Annotated in this window: 9 protein-coding genes; 2 read left to right on the plus strand and 7 right to left on the minus strand. The window is 66.3% G+C overall.

The features are described 5' to 3' along the window. Window positions 1-124: 124 nt before the first annotated feature. From ACIBG0_RS32965 to cobC, 7 genes are all read right to left on the minus strand, one after another. Window positions 125-7,387 (minus strand): amino acid adenylation domain-containing protein, encoded by a 7,263-nt coding sequence (locus ACIBG0_RS32965; protein ID WP_397037932.1) that lies wholly within the window; start codon window positions 7,385-7,387, stop codon window positions 125-127. A 174-nt stretch (window positions 7,388-7,561) separates the two neighbouring features. Continuing rightward, window positions 7,562-10,036: an FAD-dependent monooxygenase gene (locus ACIBG0_RS32970; RefSeq protein WP_397037934.1), complete on the minus strand. Its 2,475-nt coding sequence runs from the start codon at window positions 10,034-10,036 to the stop codon at window positions 7,562-7,564. A 318-nt stretch (window positions 10,037-10,354) separates the two neighbouring features. Beyond that, complete coding sequence (locus tag ACIBG0_RS32975) at window positions 10,355-11,626, minus strand: bifunctional RNase H/acid phosphatase (protein WP_397037936.1); 1,272 nt, start codon at window positions 11,624-11,626, stop codon at window positions 10,355-10,357. Between the two features lie 82 nt (window positions 11,627-11,708). Further along, the gene (locus ACIBG0_RS32980; protein WP_397037938.1) at window positions 11,709-12,446 is read right to left on the minus strand and encodes a zinc ribbon domain-containing protein; all 738 of its coding nucleotides are present in this window, start codon (window positions 12,444-12,446) and stop codon (window positions 11,709-11,711) included. A gap of 153 nt (window positions 12,447-12,599) precedes the next feature. Next, window positions 12,600-13,244 carry a hypothetical protein gene (locus ACIBG0_RS32985; protein WP_397037939.1) on the minus strand — a complete coding sequence of 215 codons (645 nt, stop codon included), beginning with the start codon at window positions 13,242-13,244 and terminating at the stop codon, window positions 12,600-12,602. Window positions 13,245-13,340: 96 nt separating this feature from the next. Then, window positions 13,341-14,471: a Nif3-like dinuclear metal center hexameric protein gene (locus ACIBG0_RS32990; RefSeq protein WP_397037941.1), complete on the minus strand. Its 1,131-nt coding sequence runs from the start codon at window positions 14,469-14,471 to the stop codon at window positions 13,341-13,343. 241 nt (window positions 14,472-14,712) lie between these two features. Then, window positions 14,713-15,777: an Rv2231c family pyridoxal phosphate-dependent protein CobC gene (gene cobC / locus ACIBG0_RS32995; protein WP_397037943.1), complete on the minus strand. Its 1,065-nt coding sequence runs from the start codon at window positions 15,775-15,777 to the stop codon at window positions 14,713-14,715. A gap of 17 nt (window positions 15,778-15,794) precedes the next feature. Here cobC and ACIBG0_RS33000 point away from each other — a divergent pair, with 17 nt between their 5' ends. After that, the gene (locus ACIBG0_RS33000; protein WP_397037945.1) at window positions 15,795-16,337 is read left to right on the plus strand and encodes a low molecular weight protein-tyrosine-phosphatase; all 543 of its coding nucleotides are present in this window, start codon (window positions 15,795-15,797) and stop codon (window positions 16,335-16,337) included. Beyond that, window positions 16,337-17,197, plus strand: coding sequence for an SURF1 family protein (locus tag ACIBG0_RS33005; protein ID WP_397037947.1), 861 nt, complete (start codon window positions 16,337-16,339; stop codon window positions 17,195-17,197). Before ACIBG0_RS33000 ends, ACIBG0_RS33005 begins: the two co-directional genes overlap by 1 nt. Window positions 17,198-17,209: the final 12 nt, after the last annotated feature.

Below are 17,209 nucleotides of genomic sequence, written 5' to 3' on the forward strand. Positions count from 1 at the left end.
GACATCGGAATCGACTCAGACGTCGGCCAATCGCACACACGATGGAGAGCCGCCCCGATAGCTGCGGCCACCCCGGAACTCTAGTTCAAGCTTCCGGTTAACCGCACCCATCGGGGCCAAACCATCAGGCGTCGAGCATTTCGACACCGAACTCCCGGTCCGGATCCGGATCGGCCGCCGCTAGCGCCGAATCCAACTGCACCGCGACCTCGCGAACATGCGGTTCGGTCATCATGTGTAGGTGGTCGCCGGGCACCGGGACCAGCGTGAAGCGCCGGGCGGCGTACTGCTCCCAACCGTTATTCGCGCTGTCGAACATGCTGCCGACGGCCTGATGCGCGAAATCCACACCCGGCGGCAGGCCCTCCTGGGCGCGCAGCAGAGTGATATCGCGGTCATAGGGTTCGAGCCGGTATTCCAGCAACGCCGTGTAGTTGGCGTGGAACACCTCGAAGAGCCGCCGGATCGCCTGCGGTGAACTGTCGGCGGGCAGGATGCCGGAGCGGATCGACTCCGCCAGCATCACATCGAAGAGCTCCTCGGATCCGTGCACGTCGGGTTCGAAATCGACCAGTGCGGCCTTGTTTCCGCGGGCATACCACAGCAATTCGAGGAAGAACCAGCGAATGAGCTGCTCCTCGGCGATGGGTTCGCGAGCCTGCTGACGCAATGCCATGGTGTCCAGCAGCGTCACACTGGCCACCTCCCGCTCGGGCAGTTGCCGTGCCATCTCCAGCGCGACATTGCCCCCGAAGGACCAACCAGCCAGGTGGTAGGGCCCCTCCGGATGTACGCGACGCACCGCCGCCAGGTAGGACTCGGCCATCCCGACGATCGTCTTCTCCGGTGCGCTGCCCGCGTCCGCGCCCGCGGCCTGCAGGGCGTAGACCGCGCGATCCGGATCGAGATAACGGGCAAGCGCCAAGTAGCACAGCACATTTCCGCCGATCGGATGCACCAGGAACAGCGGCGGCTTATGACCGCCGACGGTGATCGGCACCAATGGATCGAAGGTGCGCCTGGTATTGCCGGACCGGATCAGCGCCGCGAGTTGGGCTGCGGTCGGCGCGCCGATGAACAAATCCAGCGGCACATCGACACCGAAGCGCCGCGACAACCCCATCACCACGCGCATAGCGCCGATAGAGGTGCCGCCCGCGGCGAAGAAATCCTCGTCGAGACCGATCGAGCGTAGCCCCGCGTACTCGGCGAGTAGTTCGACCGCGCAGCGCTCGTATTCGTCGGCGGGTGCCCGTTGTGCGGTAACCGATTCCGGCGCGGATTCGGCAATCGAGCGCAATGCGCCATCGTCACGCTTACCGCTGGGCGTACGGGGCAGTTCGCCGAGGAAGACGAAGCGCGACGGCACCATGTGCGCGGGCAGTACGCCGCGCAGATCGTGGCGCAGCGCGGCCAGATCGGTCTGCTCGGCAGCGCCGACCAGGAAGGCGATCAGCGCACCGTCGATGCCGCCGAATCCCCGTGCCACCACCGCCGCTTCGGTGATGGCCGGGTACTTCTCGGCCAGTCCGAGGATGCACAATTCCACCTCGGCGGGCTCCACCCGGAAGCCGCGAATCTTGACCTGACTGTCACTGCGGCCGAGGCACACGAGATCCCCGGAGGCCAGCCGCACGCCGAGATCGCCCGTGCGGTAGAGGATCGCACCACCGTGGGTGGCCACGAACCGCTGCGCGGTCAGCGCCGCCTGGTCCTGGTAGCCGCGAGCGAGAGAACGGCCGCCGAGATAGATCTCACCGATCACACCGTCGGCCACCGGGCGCAGGGCACTGTCGAGCAATTCGACGGTATCGCCGTCTACCGGGCGGCCGATGGGCGGCAGCGCCGGGTAGTCGTCAGGTGAGCCGGCGAGAGTGAATACGGTCGCGACGTGGGATTCCGTTGGGCCGTACTGGTTTTCCAGCAACAGCCCCGGCACCACTGTGCACAGCGCGCGGATCTCGTCGGTGATGCGCAATTGCTCCCCCGAGGATGCGAGCACTTTCAGGTCGACCGGGAACTTTCGCCGGGCGACCACGGCCTCCGCAAAGGCCTGCAGTGCGACATAGGGCAGAAACAGCCGCTCGATGCGTTCGGCGACAACGGTATTCAGCAATTCATCGACATTCGAACGCAAATCCGCCGAACTCACCCGCAGCGTGGAACCCGCCGCCAGGGTCGTGAAGATCTCCTGGAACGACACATCGAAGCTCAATGGCGCCAACTGCAATGTGCTGGCCAAGTTCATGCCCGATGGGCTGCGGTTCTGCCAGTCGACCAGCGTGGTCAGGCCGCGGTGCGCCATGGCGACGCCCTTGGGTTCGCCGGTGGAGCCGGAGGTGAACAGCACGTAGGCGAGCGCGTCGGGCGAAATGTGGTCCGGGACCGCGAGATCCATGTCGCTGTCGGTGGTCGGATCGAACACCTCCGCGGTGTCCAGCACCAGTCGAACATTGTCGACGATCTCGGCATAGGCGGCATCGGCGATCACGCGGTGCGGGCGGGCACGATCGATCATGAGGTTCAGCCGGGCCCTCGGGTAGCTGACATCGAGCGGCACGCAGGCCGCACCCATTCGCATGAGTGCCAGCACCAGCAGCACCAATTCCGGGCGACGGCTCATCAGGATGCCGATCCGGTCACCTGGTCTGATCCCCACGCCATTCAGCCACCGGGCGAGTCGTTCGCTGCGCTCGATCAGGTCGTCGTAGGTGAGGCTGGATTCGTCGCCCTGCACGGCGACGGTGTGCGGATTGAGCGCGGCGGCATCGGCGACCAGCGTGCCGACATCGCGCGCGGTCGCCGGACCGGTGCCGCGATCGATCGCCGCATCCGGATCCGTGACGATCGCCGCCAGTATGCGCAGCTGAGTCACGGCGACGGTCTCGCATTGATCCTTGGTCAGCGTGTGGTCACCGTTGACACGCACCCACATCCGGTTGTCGCGCGGGTCATGGGCCACAGTTACCAACAGCTGGAAATTGGTGTCCTCGCGAACATCGAAGTCGCGCAGGCGGACTCGGTCAGTACCGAGAATTGGTGCGAAGAGGTGGTAGTTGATGAAGTTGAAGGCCGTCTCGAAGGCGGGCCCGCCGTCGGCCAGAATGGACCGCAGCGGATAGCGCCGGTGCGGGTAGGCGTCGCGATCCCGTCGCGCTATCTGCTCGACAGCCTCGCGCCAAGTGGTGGCGGTGTCGTCCAGCCGTATCGGCAGCGTGTTCAGGAACAGGCCCGCAATACTTTCCGCGCCCGCCCGATCCGGTCGGCCGTGGCTCACCACACCGGTGGTGATATCGGCGCGTCCGGTCACCGTCCGCAGGGTCAGGCAGTGCGCCGCCAGGTAGACCGCCTTCTCGGGCAGCTGGTGCCGAGCGGCGAATGCGGTGATCCGCTCTGCGAGCCGACGCGGCACCACGGCGGCGACCTGCGGTTCCTCCGCACCCGCACCCTCGTGGACCCTGAGGGCGGTCAGCGCGGTCGGCTCGGCTCCGGCCAGTGCGGCGCGCCAGTACGCGCGGGCCGAATCATCGTGCACGGCGGCGATCTCGGACTGGGCGTACTCGGCCAGGACGGTAGCCGTATGCGGCGTGTCATCGACACCGGTTTGGATCAGTCCCAGCGTGTTCAGGTAGTCGACCAGCAGTTCGAGCACCGAGGTCGCGACACTCCATCCGTCGAGAATCGCGTGGTGGAAGCTGAGCACCAGATCGATCGTCTGCAGCGCACTTTCGGACGGCCGCAGGAATACCCGGACCGCATGCAGCGGGGCGCGGGCAAGGTCGTATCGCGCGTGCCTGCGCTGCTGGGTGTAGTCCTCGACCTCCTGATCGGCCAGCACCGGATCGAGATCGGAGACATCGACGATCTCCAACTCGTACTCGATCGCCCTGTGCACCACCTGCAGCGGGACCGAATACTTGCTCAGCTCGAACGAGGACCGCAGCGCGGGCTGACGACGCACCAGCCGGTCGAGTGCGGCATGGAATTGATCAGCATCCCAAGGCATTTCGAACCGATAGCGGAAGACGTCCTTGTAGGTCACCGAATCCGTGCGCTCGATGCTGTGGAAGAGCATGCCGAGCTGCAATGCGGTGGCCGGGAAGGCATCCTCGGCCCGATGCAGTGCGGCGCGGTCGATCAGCGGCACCGTTGCCAATCGATCGGCGATGCGAATCCGGTTGCCGTCCGGGCCATCCGAGACGATCTGGGCCAATTCGGCAATGGTCGGATGCTCATAGAAGGCATCCACATCGAAGAACAGTCCGGCGCGTTCAGCGGCGGTGCGTACCGATAGCGCGAGTATGGAATCGCCGCCGTGGGTAAAGAAGTTGTCGTGTACACCGATGGAGTCGATGCCGAGCACGGTCCGCCAGACCTGTGCCAGTTCGGCCTCGACCGGTGTCCGCGGCTCGATCGGCACACCAGCGAAGTCCGCATGCTCCGAAACCGCCGCCACCCGTGCCAGCGCTTTGCGGTCGGTCTTGCCGTTGGGGGTCAAGGGAATACGATCGACGCGCAGCAGCCGGGTGGGAATCATATAGCGCGGCAGGAGCATCGCGATCTGTTCGGCGATCTCGTCACCGGTCACGTCATCGCCGACGAAGTATCCGACCAGATGCGGTCCATGCGTCTCGGACTGCTCGTCGACGACGACCGCCGCGCGCACACCCGCGCAGCCGAGGATCGCGTTCTGCACCTCGCCGAGCGTGATCCGGTTACCGCGGATCTTGACCTGATCGTCGAAGCGGCCCAGGTATTCCAGGGTGCCATCGGCCAGCCAGCGCGCAAGGTCACCGGTGCGGTAGCGACGACGGCCCGGCACGGTCAGATCGTCGACGAATGCGGCCGCGGTCAGGTCGGGGCGACCGCGGTAGCCGCGCGCGACCCCGACTCCGGCGATATTGAGTTCACCGGGGACGCCGATAGGCATGCGGCGTCCGGATTCGTCGAGCACCAGCAGGTCGATATTGTCGATCGGACGGCCGATGGGCACCAGATCGAGCGAATCCCGCTGGCTCTCTCGAGCGACCCGCAAGCGGTCGTTAGTGGGTGGGCAGTCGAAATACGAAACGTCAACGGTAGCCTCGGTGGGCCCGTACAGGTTTACCAACTGCGGTGGCCGCTGCGTGACCGCGGCGAAGGCAGCGTGGAAACGGCGAACGAGCGCGGGCGGCAGTGCCTCACCACTGCAGAACACTCGGCGCAGGCTGGCAATGCGCGCCACGATCGTGCGATCCGCCTCGAGTTCGTCCACGAAGGCCGCCAACATGGACGGCACGAAGTGCATGACGGTCACCGCATTCGCCTCGATGGCCTCGGCGATGCGGCGCGGATCGCGCTCACCGCCGACCTCGAGCAGCGCGACCTTGGCTCCGGCGATGGCCCACCAGAACAACTCCCACACCGAAACATCGAAGGTAACAGGCGTTTTCTGCAGGATCACATCATCGGCGAAAAGTGGGTAGCTGCGCTGCATCCAGATCAGCCGGTTGACCACCGAGCGATGCTCGACCATCACCCCCTTGGGCACACCGGTCGAGCCAGAGGTGTAGATGAGGTAGCTCAAATCATGTGGGTGCGAGACATTTTCGACAGCACCGGTGAGCGAGTCGGCCGCTGTGACGCGAGTGACGTCGAGATCCCGGAAGAGCTGCGCATGCTCAGCTCCGGCGACCACGAACCGTGCTTCGCAGTCCGCGAGAATCGTTTCGATGCGCGCCGCCGGATAATCCGGATCGAGCGGCACGTAAGCACATCCGGCCCGCAGGATGCCCAGCACCGCGATGAGCATGTCGGTCGACCGGGGCAGCACGACCGGAATGCACGTGTTCCCAGTTGCGCCGAGCTCGTGCAGCCGCGCGGCGAAACCGTCCACCAGACCGGCCAATTCGGCGTAGTTCAGTTCACGGGAATCCGCCGACACCACCGCAACGCGGTCCGGATGATCGGCGGCCTTTTCGGTGAACAGCCGATCAATGGTGGTGTAGGGGAATTCGATGCGCGGCCCCGCCTCGAAGGCTGCCACTTCGGCACGAGCCTGCTCCGAAAGCAGCGGCAGCGCGCCCACCGGGGTTTCCGGATGGTCCAGCGACGCGGTGACCATTTCACCGACGCTGCGCAGCGCCGATTCGATCGGAAGGTTCGCGTCGAAAATGTCGTTGTCGTAGAACAACTGGAGGCTGATCGAGCCGTCGCGACCGTTTTCCGCCGTGACGATAGTGAGTGCGTTGGTCACCGAACCCGGATTGTGCACCGTCCATTTCGAGATCAGCTCGTGGACGTAATCGGCATCCGGCAGCTTCGTGTGCGAAAAGGCGACATCGTAGAGCGGCGGCGCGGCCGGATCTGGATTCAGCGCACGGGTCAATTCGCCGTACGGGAAGCGCTGATGCTTCTTGAGCTTTCGAATCTGCTGGGTCACCTGCTCGGCGATCTGCCTGAGCGGCACATCGCGATCGACGCGCACCGGCAGCGGGACGACATTGGCGCGATGCCCCTGCGTGCGATAGGTCTGCGCGGAATGCCGGTTCAGCATCGGGACGCCGATCACCACCTGATCGGCGCGGTGGATCGTCGCGAGATATGTCGCCACCGCGGCGGTCAGATACGCGAAGACGGTGACACCGGTCGCACGGACACGATCGAGGTACTCGCCCGGAATCATCCTGCTGTAGTGGCCTCGGGCGATTCTCGGCGAGCTGGTCCGGTTGGGGAACAGCGCTGGTTCGACGCCGTCGAGCGCGGCGAGCAGACCGTCACGGTCCGCTGTGTACTGCTCGGAGGCCCGGTACGTCTCGTCGTCCTCGGCGATCAGACGGTAGGTGGCCGCCGAACGGTCGGTGTGCTCGTTGGCCGGTTCAGGGACCGCAAGCTGTTCGAGCGGAACATCTTTCATCTTGTAGCTGGTATCGAGCGTGGCGATGACCGGATTCATGCCATAGCCGTCGGCCAGCGCGTGATGGAACGACATGAACAGGAAGAACCGGTCCGGCCGATCCACCACCGCGGCCAGCCGAGCGGGCCGATCCGGCCGCTCCGGCGCGCCGACCTCGCGCCACAGCCATTCCTGGGTGGCGGCCTCCGGATCCGGTGCGCCGGTCAGGTCGATGACCTCGACCGGCGGAATCTCATTCGAAATCCATTGGCGGAATTCGCCCTTTTCGAAGACGAACCGCAAACGCAATGCGTCATCGCTCATCAGGGCCCGCTGCCAGCACGCGCGCAGCCGTGCGATATCCAACGGCTCATCGATGCGCAGGCTATAGGTCTGCTGCGCAACGGGTTCCGGTGCCAGCCGGAACGCCAAGCCGAGTACGTCGCGCTGATATGCGCTGACCGGCCACGCTTCGATTGGTCTTTCGGGGTTTGCGCTGGTTTCCGACGTCACAGTCACTCCTATCGCGACAGTCGCGGCACAGACCGTGCGCAAACTGTCCAGGACCCAAACCTGATGACGCCGAAACGCAGAGCTGTTACCACTTGTATCCAGTTTTCAGATAGCGCGAATTACCGGCATCGACATCGATGCCGGGATTCGCCCTCGTATTCGGGTGCGAGCCGGTCAGAACACCGACAGCAATGCGCGCATACTCTCATCGGCGAGACGCTCGGCGCGTTCACGAGAAACCGCGGGCTCGACATAGCCGAGGTTGAACGACAATTCCCCATGGGTGGCATTGGCGGTGGCCATGATGAAGCCGCTCACCGACATGCCCGAGACGAATTGCGCGCCCGAGAGCTGCCACGCACCGATCTTGTCCGGGAACGCGTAGCGCCCCAGATAAGTCATACACAGGTGACCTGGACCGCGGGTGTCCATCAGCTTGACCGTGGATGCACTGGCAGCCACCGATTTCGGTGCGGCGACCTTCAGCAGGCTCAGTGCCGCGAGATGGTCGCGACGGTCCATTCGTGCGCCGTATTCGCGCTCGATCTCCCCGGCTATCTGCCACAGCGAGCACCACGGCGCGTACTTCGCCGGGGTCGCGATCATGCCCTGGTAGGTGCCGACCTCGGTGTCGGCGACCGCACCGTCGAGGTGGCCACGGAAGTTCACCGAACTGCCTACGGTGTACCAGGATTCGGTGTAGACGCCCGACTCGCGTGCCGCCGCGATGAGCAGCGCCGCCGAGAGCGCGGCCTGCAGGCCGACGCCCTGGCGCTGGCAACCCGCGGTCAATGCGTCGAGTTGATCGGCGTCCAGACTGCGGTGCACGACCCGGCTACGCCGCCGCGACGGCGTGGCGAGTTCGGTCGGCTCGAGTCGGCGCGGCCGCTTCAGCTGCGACTTCTGGTCGCGCAGCAGCGATCCGATGGTGCGTCCGAAGCCCTTGGCACCCTGGAACTTCGACGGGAACAGCTCCTCTGGACCTGGTCGAACCGGGGCGGGCTCGAGGTCAGTGCCATCGCCCGCGGCGACCTGCAGTACCTGCTTGGCCACCGACATAGCGCTCTCACCGTCGGCGATCGCGTAGTGCATGGTGACGATCAGATCGCTGGTCTCACCGGTCGCATCCGCGATGAGCGCGGCCCGCGCGAGCGGACCGGAGTGCCAGTCGAAGGGTTCGCGCAACTCGACATCGTCGACCTCGGTCAGCCAGGCATCCGGACCGGCGGATTCGATCACACGCAGCGGAATCGGCGTCGGCACCGGCACGAAACGCGGTGCGGTGCCGTCGGGTTCGGCCGCCACCGCGACGCGGAGCAGCGGATGTCGATGCTGCACTTCGTCGAGACCGATTCGCACCTGCTCGGCGGTAATCGAGCCGTGCACCCGCACGCGGGCCAGAATATGCAGCGGCGCAAGCTGATCCGCGATCCAATGCCAACGCTCCACCGGAGACAGCTGGCGCGGCAGCCGCGCGGTCGGCCCCTCCAGTGGCGGAAACGACATCGGCTTACCCAATTCGCGCAGGAAGAATTCGGTGGGTGCGTGCCGGAAGTAGGTGTCGCGCACCTTCACCAGCTTGGGGTCGGTCGTCTGCTCGATTTTGCCGAGCGACCAGGAACCGTTGACGAACATGGCCGTCCGCTCGGCCCGCACCTGCTCGTAACGACGCAGGCCCGCAACCGGATCCAGCGAGTTCTTCAGCGTGTGAGCGAGTACGACCGCGTCCTCGATTGCCGAGTTGGCGCCCTGACCCAGGCTGGGCAGCATGGGGTGCGCGGCATCACCGAGCAGGGTGACCCGACCGCGTCCCCAGCCGTCCAGCGGCGGACGGTCCTGGCAGGGCACCGCGAGCACATCGGCCCAGTCGGTCTGATCGATGCAGGCGCGCACCTCCGGCGCCCAGTCGGCGTAGAGCCGCCGCAGATCTTCCTTGGTGCCACGCCAGTCGGCGGCCTCATCGCCCGGCATGGACATGGTGCCCCACCAATACACCCGGCCGTGGCCGATGTCATGGATGCCGAAACGCATTCCGGTGCCCCAATAGTGCGCGGAATAGCCGCGCGGCACGGCGGGGTGTTCGAACGGGATGCAGGCCAGCCAGGCGATGAAATCGCCGGGGCGCGGTTCGGCGCGGCCGTGCAATTGGGCACGCACCACGGAGTGGATGCCGTCAGCGCCGATCAGCAGATCGCCCTCGGCGATGCGACCGTCGGCGAAGTCGACGCGCACATGCTCACCGTCGTCGATGAACCGAGTCGCTTGTGCGCCAACATGAGTCGGGGTATCGCCGATCGCGCGCAGCAGGATCGCATGCAGATCCTTGCGATGCAGGGCGACACTCGGTGCGCCGAGCCGCTCGTCCTGTCGGTGCACCGGAAGCACTCGGATGGGGGTGCCGTCCGGGTTGTTGAAGCGGAAGGTCTCGACCTTGCCGCCACGCTCGAACAGCTCCTCCTCGATGCCGAGACCGATGGCACGCAGTGCCTTGATTCCGTTGGCCTGCACCGAAAGTCCGAATCCTTGGCCACGCAGCTCGGGTGCGGCCTCATAGAGTTCGACCGCGAAGCCCGCCTGTCGCAATGCGGCGGCCGTGGTGAGCCCTCCGATCCCCGCACCGAGCACGACAACCTTGATCGGACTACTCATTCGAACCTGCGCTTCCATCGAATCACTCGACCGCACAGGACTACTTCATCGTTCGAAGCGCCCACCGAGCAACGCTGCCCGCCGGTTCTCATCCCCCCGAGCAGCACTGTTCGAAGACCTTGGTTATCCCCGACCAGACAGGCGGGGCGGGATGCCTGTGCCTGACCGAACCGAAGCCTACCGCTATAACCGTGTCTGAAACGTTACCGTGTGAGATTCAACCCAAAGGACCGTTTCGACAGGCCGAATCCATTGCGATGCGCCATAATTCACGGTTCACGGAAAAACGCACGGGTTGGCCCGACGCGACCGAGGTCCTCAGAGGTAGGACGTGTCGTTGACCAATCGAACCGACGAACCACCGTCCGGGTAGAACTCCGCGATCGAGAGCGACGCCAGGTCCAAATGCAGGCGGTACAGCAGCTCTGGACCGACGCCGAGCGCCAGTTGCAGCAGGGTCTTGATCGGGGTCACGTGGCTGACCACCACGACGTTCTGGCCGGGATACAGCGCCAGCAGATCGCGCCGAGCCGCCTCGACTCGTTCGCGCACCTGGTCGAAACTCTCACCGTTCGGCGCGGGAGTAGCGGGATCGCCGATCCAGCGGGCGTGTAGCTGCGGATCTCGTTGTGCCGCTTCCTGGAAGGTGAGGCCCTCCCAATCGCCGAAGTCGGTTTCGGTGAGGCCGTCGAGGACACGCACCGGAATACCGAGTGCGGTGGCGGCGGCTTCGGCGGTCTCGCGGGCTCGGCCGAGCGGAGAGGTGACCACCGCGGCGATACCACCCTTCGCGGCGAGCATTTTCGCGGCGCGGGCGGCCTGTTCGCGGCCGAGAGCGGTGAGGGCCGGGTTGCCGCGGCCGGAATAGCGGCGCTCTATCGAGAGTCCGGTTTGACCATGGCGCAGCAGTAGCAAGCGGGTCGGGCGCCCGGTCGCGCCGGTCCATGCGGGCGAGCTTTCGGCGGCGGTCGGCGTATCACGTTCGGCCGCCTGGATATTCGATGCGCGTACCTCGTCGATCCAACTCGGCAGCCGCTCTTCGACGCCGCGCGCGGCGGTCGGCTCGTCGGTCCAGCCGAGCAGCTGTTCTTCGGCCTCGCGCACCTCCTCCGCCAGGGTCGCGGCGGCCGATCCCGCATCGAGTAGCTGCCGCTCGGCGGCGTGCACCTCGCCGATCAGCGTGGCGTCATCCATGGCCTCGTTCGCGAGCCGGTCGGCATGTGAGTTCTGGGCGCGCGGAATCCAGGTGAAGGTCACCCTGTCGAATCCGGCGACCAGCCTGCGGGCCCGGTCGGCCAGCGGAATCATGGACGCGTGCTTGACCTTCCAGCGTCCGGACATCTGCTCGACAACCAGCTTGGAATCCATGCGCACCGACACCACGCGCGCGCCCAACTCCGCCGCCGCCTCCAAACCCGCGATGAGCCCGCGGTATTCGGCGACATTATTGGTGGTGATGCCGACGTATTCCCTGCGTTCGGCGAGGATGCGAATGTGATCGGCGCTGAAGACGACCGCGCCGTAACCAGCCGGGCCCGGATTGCCCCGGGAACCGCCATCGGCCTCGACGATCACTTCGCGCTCGGTCATTGTTCCTCTCGTCCTCTTCGACAGCCGACCATCCGTCGCTGGGAGCGGACCGACCCGAGTACAGATACCCGCGCCGGAAACCTCACAAACCCGACTCTTTGGTGCGCACCAGGATCGCACCGCATTCCGGACACCGCACGATCACATCCGGTGCGGCCTTGGCGATGCGTGCGATCTCACCGCGATCGAGTTCGATCCGGCACGCGCCGCAGCGCCGGGCCTGCAGCAACGCGGCGCCGGTGCCGTGCTGGGTGCGCTGTCGGTTGTAGATGCTCAGCAGTTCGTCCGGGAACAGCGCGACCAGATGCTTGCGGTCGGACTCGCAACGCCCCTGCGCCACATCGAGATCGGCCAGTGCCTCATCGCGCAGGCGTTGCGCGTCGGCCAACTCCTGCTCGGTCTTGCTGAGCCGCGCACCCGCGTGATCGTGGTCGGATGCCGACGCCTCGCGGCGCTCCATCACCTCGAGCAACTCGTCCTCGAGCACCGAACGGCGCCGCTCCAGGCTGCCCAGCTCGTGCTGAATCTCGGAAAGCTGCTTGGCACCCACCGAACCGGCGGTCAACATGGCGCGGTCGCGCTCCTCGCGCTTGCGCACCGCCTCGACCTCGCCCTCCAGCTTGCGAATATCGCGGTCCAGATCGTCGAGCATGATCTCGACCGCCACCGCCGCATCCTTGTGCGCATTCCGCTCGACCTCGAGCCGCGCCACCTCCTGCTGCTCGGGCAGCACGGTGCGCCGATGCGCGATCCGCGTCAGTTCGGCGTCGACGGCGGCGAGCTGGAGCAGCTTGGCCTGGACAGGCGGTTCGACATTCAACGCGGACAAACTCCTGGACGCTGGGGACGGATGGGGCACGCGAGGTCGCGATGCCAGTCTTCAACCGTACCCCGGATGACGGGTGATTCCGTCCGAGGGGAGTGGTCGGTGCGTCATACATCGGAAGATCCGACGTCTTGTCCGCCCTCGTCGTCAACTACCCGGTGCGCGGGTTTTGATGGCGTCGCGGGAGATGAAGACGTCGTAGGTGCCCGGGGTGGCGATTACGGCGTTGCCATAGGCGGAGCGGACGAAGGGGTCGGTCCACCATTTATGGTTGCGCATATCGTTGAAGAAGTCCTGGTCGTCGCCGTTGACGAAGATCTGGTTCTGGGTGGTGGCGACGCCGTCGAGACGCTGGCCGTAGAGGCGGGTGACCTTGTAGCCGGAGTGGAAGCCGAGGGCGTTCACCCAGGGCTCCAACTCGACGATATTGGCCTGCAGCACCCATAGGTCACCCTCGACCTGATATTTCTCGTGCTTGTCGGGATGGTGATCGTCGCCGTAGAGGGTGAGGTCGACCTCGAGCCGGTGGTCTTGGCCCGCAACCTGATTCACCACCACGTGCGCGGCCTTGACCTCCCCACTCAGGCCCAGGAATGTCTGGACGAGCGTGATCACCCACAGCAGCAGTACCGCGACGATCAGCAGGGCGAGTCCACCCGCCCCGCGCCCGAGCAAAACCCGCAATCCGACCTTGCGCACCATGACGAGCGCCGATATCAGCAACGCGACCGCGACCAGGATGATCAGCACCAGGCCGATCTGCACGATCCCGAAGTCCACCGGGAAATTCATGCGGTAGTTGTACCCCGAGCGGGCGTGTCAACTCACCTGTTCCACATACCAACTCCGACAACACGCCCTGAACACGCCGTCGCACGGGACGGTTCGTTATCGGGTCACGCCGGTGGCGCTGAGCGTCCAGGGGTCGGTGCGCAGCGTACAGATGCGGGTCTCCAGGTCGGGCAGCGCGGTTCGGATCGCTGTTTGCGCCTGTGCGCACCAAGGGAATTCGGTGGCCCAGTGGGCGGCATCGATCACCGCGGGGCCGCCGCGGCGCAGATGTTCGTCGACCGGGTGGTGGCGCAGGTCGGAGGTGACGTAGGCGTCGACGCCAAGGCGCGCCGCGGTATTCAGATAGGAGTCGCCCGCGCCGCCGCATACCGCGACGGTCCGGATCATGCGGTCCGGGTCACCGGCCGCGCGGACGCCCCAGGTGGTCGCGGGCAATGCGGCGGCGACCCGAGAGGTGAACTCGCGCAGGGACTCCGGTTCGGGGAGGGTGCCGACCCGACCGATGCCGAGTCCCGATGGCAGCGCAGCGCGCTCGGTGACGTGATATGCGGGATCTTCGTAGGGATGGGCCGACCGCAGCGCCGCCAGCACGGCCGTGCGCGCCGAGGGTGGTGCGAGCACTTCGAGGCGGTCCTCGTCGACTCGCTGCAATTCCCCGATCGCGCCGATCGCCGGATTCGCCCCCGCCACCGGGCGAAACTGGCCCACTCCAGGCACCCGTAAAGCACAGTCGCGGTAGGTGCCGCTACCACCGGCACCGGCCGCGAACAGCGCCGCCAATACCGCATCCGCATGCGAACGCGGCACCTGCACCACCCAATTGTCCACGGCGGCGCGTGGTTTCGAATCCAAAGGCCCGGTGACGGTGAGTCCGAGCGCATCGGCCAGCGCATCGGAAACTCCCGGATCAGCGGAGTCCGCATTGGTATGCGCCGCGAACAACGCGCAACCGGACCGGATGAGCCGATGCAACAGAGCGCCTTTGGGTGTGTCTGCCGCGACTGTGTCGACGCCACGCAAAAGCAACGGATGGTGCACCACCAAAGCCTGTGCCCGCCAATCGATCGCCTCATCCACCACGGCGGCGGTGGCATCCACGGCGAACAGCACCCGAGTCACCTCATCGTCCGGATCACCGCACACCAGCCCCACCGAATCCCAGGACTCCGCCAACTTCGGCGGATAAGCCGCGTCGAGCACCTCGATGAGATCCGCCAGCATCGTCATCCGCCTACCTCCGTCTCCAGATTTCCGCCCACACCAAGATCGCCTGCCAACACTCGACGGCCCGGGGACAGCGCCGTCCCACCACACCGCCCGACCTTCCGAAGACCACCGCGCTGCCCGCCGTCGGTGGCGCGCGGCACCTCCGGATCGGCCCGCCACCACATCGAATCCTGCATGCCCGACGATCGGGTTCGCTGGCACCACGTCCCCACGAGGCCGACATCATGAGGCTGGGCCGACATCAAACTCCCGCCGCACGGATTCCAGCTACCAACCGATCGACCTCGGCGCGACCGCGGACGGCAACGCGCAGGTAATCCGGTCCGAGTCCCGGGAAAGTGTCCGCACGGCGGATCGCGATGCCCTGGTTCGACAGGTGCTTTCGCAGGAGTTCACCGTCCGGCACGCGCAGCAGCAGGAATGGCCCGGCGGCGGGGGCGTGGACGTGCATGCCCAGCGCGGTCAGTCGTTCGATCATCGAATCGCGTTCGGCGGCGATCGTCTGTGCTCGCTGTTGTGCCGCGGCGACCGCGTCCGGTTCGGCGGTCGCGGCGATCGCTTCCAGTTGCAGCGTGCCGAGCGGCCAGTGGGCGCGGCCCTGATTCAGGCGGGCGAGCAACTCGGGTGCGCCGAGGAAATAACCACAGCGCAGACCCGCCAAGGCCCAGGTTTTGGTGAGGCTGCGCAATACGAGGATGTCCGGTGCGGGCGTGGCGGCCAGGGACTGTGGTTCGCCGGGAATCGCATCGGCAAAGGCCTCGTCGACCACGATGATGCGACCCGGACGGCGCAGTGCGCGGATGATGTCGGCGGGGTGCAGGACCGAGGTCGGGTTGGTCGGGTTGCCGAGGACCACGAGGTCGGCGGCGGTGGGGACGAGCGCCGGGTCGAGGGTGTACGGCGGTTCGAGTACGACGCGGGTCACTGGGATATCGGCCTCGCGCAGCGCCAGCTCGGGTTCGGTGAACGTGGGGTGCAGCACCGCGGCCAGTCGCGGGGCGAGCCGGGGCAGCATTGCGAAACCCTCGGCCGCGCCCGCCAGCAGCAGCACTTCATCGGTGCCGCGACGGTGGCGGGCCGCCACCGCGGTGCGGGCGGCGAGTTCGTCGGCCGCGCTCGGATACCTGCCGAGGTCGTCGAGGCGTGCGGACAGCCGGTTCCGCAACCAGGGTGGCGGGGCACTGCCCTGTACGTTCACCGCGAAATCGAGCATGCCGGGGCGCGCGTCGACATCACCGTGATGACGCAGTTTCGCGTGATCGACGCTCTCGGCTGACACGAGAAAACACCCTACGTGGCGGTCCATCGGGACGACCGGCCAGAATGGCTGTCGTGGGTGAGTTGCACGTGTCGTTCGTCTGTACCGGCAACATTTGCCGATCGCCGATGGCGGAGAAGATGTTCGCGGTACATCTGTACCGCGAGGGACTCGCCGACCGCGTGCGGGTCAGCAGCGCAGGCACCGACGGCTGGCATGCCGGACAGGACGCCGACGCCCGCACCAACGCCACCCTGCGCCGCCACGGCTACCCGACCGGCCACGTCGCCGCGAAATTCGGCAATCAACACCGCGGCGCGGACTTGCTGATCGCCCTCGACTCCGGCCACGAACGCCGCCTCGCCACGCTCGGCATCCCATCGGAGCGACGCCGCCTACTGCGCAGCTTCGATCCGGCCGCCGACACCCTCGACGTCCCCGACCCGTACTACGGCGACAACACCGACTTCGACCTGGTCCACGCCCAGATCGAAGCCGCCATCCCCGGGCTGTTGGACTGGGTCCGCGCCGCCCTCGCCGCCAATGACCCCGGACACAATCCAGACCAATCAGTCTCTTACGAACCCGTTCCCGACGGACGCCCGTGATGCGCCGTCTGACGTTCCTCTTGCGCCCGAGCTGGCTGATCCTGGCCGTACTCGTGGCGGCCTTCGCCTATCTCTGCTTCACCGTCCTCGCGCCGTGGCAGCTCGGGAAGAACACCACCACCTCGCACCGCAACCAGTTGATCGCCGATTCGGTAGACGCTGCTCCGATCGATATCGCCACCGTCCTGGACGAGGAGAGCACCGATTCGCACCCCGAATGGCGTCGTGTCACAGCGACCGGCAGCTATATGCCGAACTCGACCGTGCTGGTCCGTCTGCGCCACCTCGACGGCGCGCCCGGCTACTCGGTACTGGGCACCTTCAAACTCGACGACGGCCGCATCCTGCTCATCGATCGCGGTCTCGTCGGGGCCGTGGACGGCTCCCGCCCACCGCAGATTCCGGACCCGCCCACCGGACCGCAGAAGATCGAGGCGCGCATCCGGATGTCCGAGGGCGTCACTCCCGGTAAGGACCCGACGGTTCAGGACGGATACCGCCAGGTGTACTCGGTGGACACCACACAGGAAATGACCGTCCTGCAGCAGCCCCTCACCGTCATCCATACCGGCGAACGCGGCGGCTACCTGCAGCTCAGCGAAAACCAGCCCGGCGCGTTCACTCCCACTCCCCTACCGCAACTCGACGCGGGTCCCTATCTCTCCTACGGTCTGCAATGGCTGGCCTTCGGCATCATGGCTCCCCTCGGCCTCGGCTACTTCATCTACGCCGAGATCCGCGAGCGCCGCAAGGGAAAGGCCGCGGCCACCCCGCAACCGACCCCGACCGAAACCCCGACCGCCGCCCCCGCATCCACCAACGAGCAGCGCCTGGCCGACCGCTACGGCGGTACTCGCTGACCGCGTCCGCCG

The sequence above is a fragment of the Nocardia sp. NPDC050630 genome, from assembly GCF_044457245.1.
In the GTDB taxonomy this organism is placed as follows: domain Bacteria; phylum Actinomycetota; class Actinomycetes; order Mycobacteriales; family Mycobacteriaceae; genus Nocardia.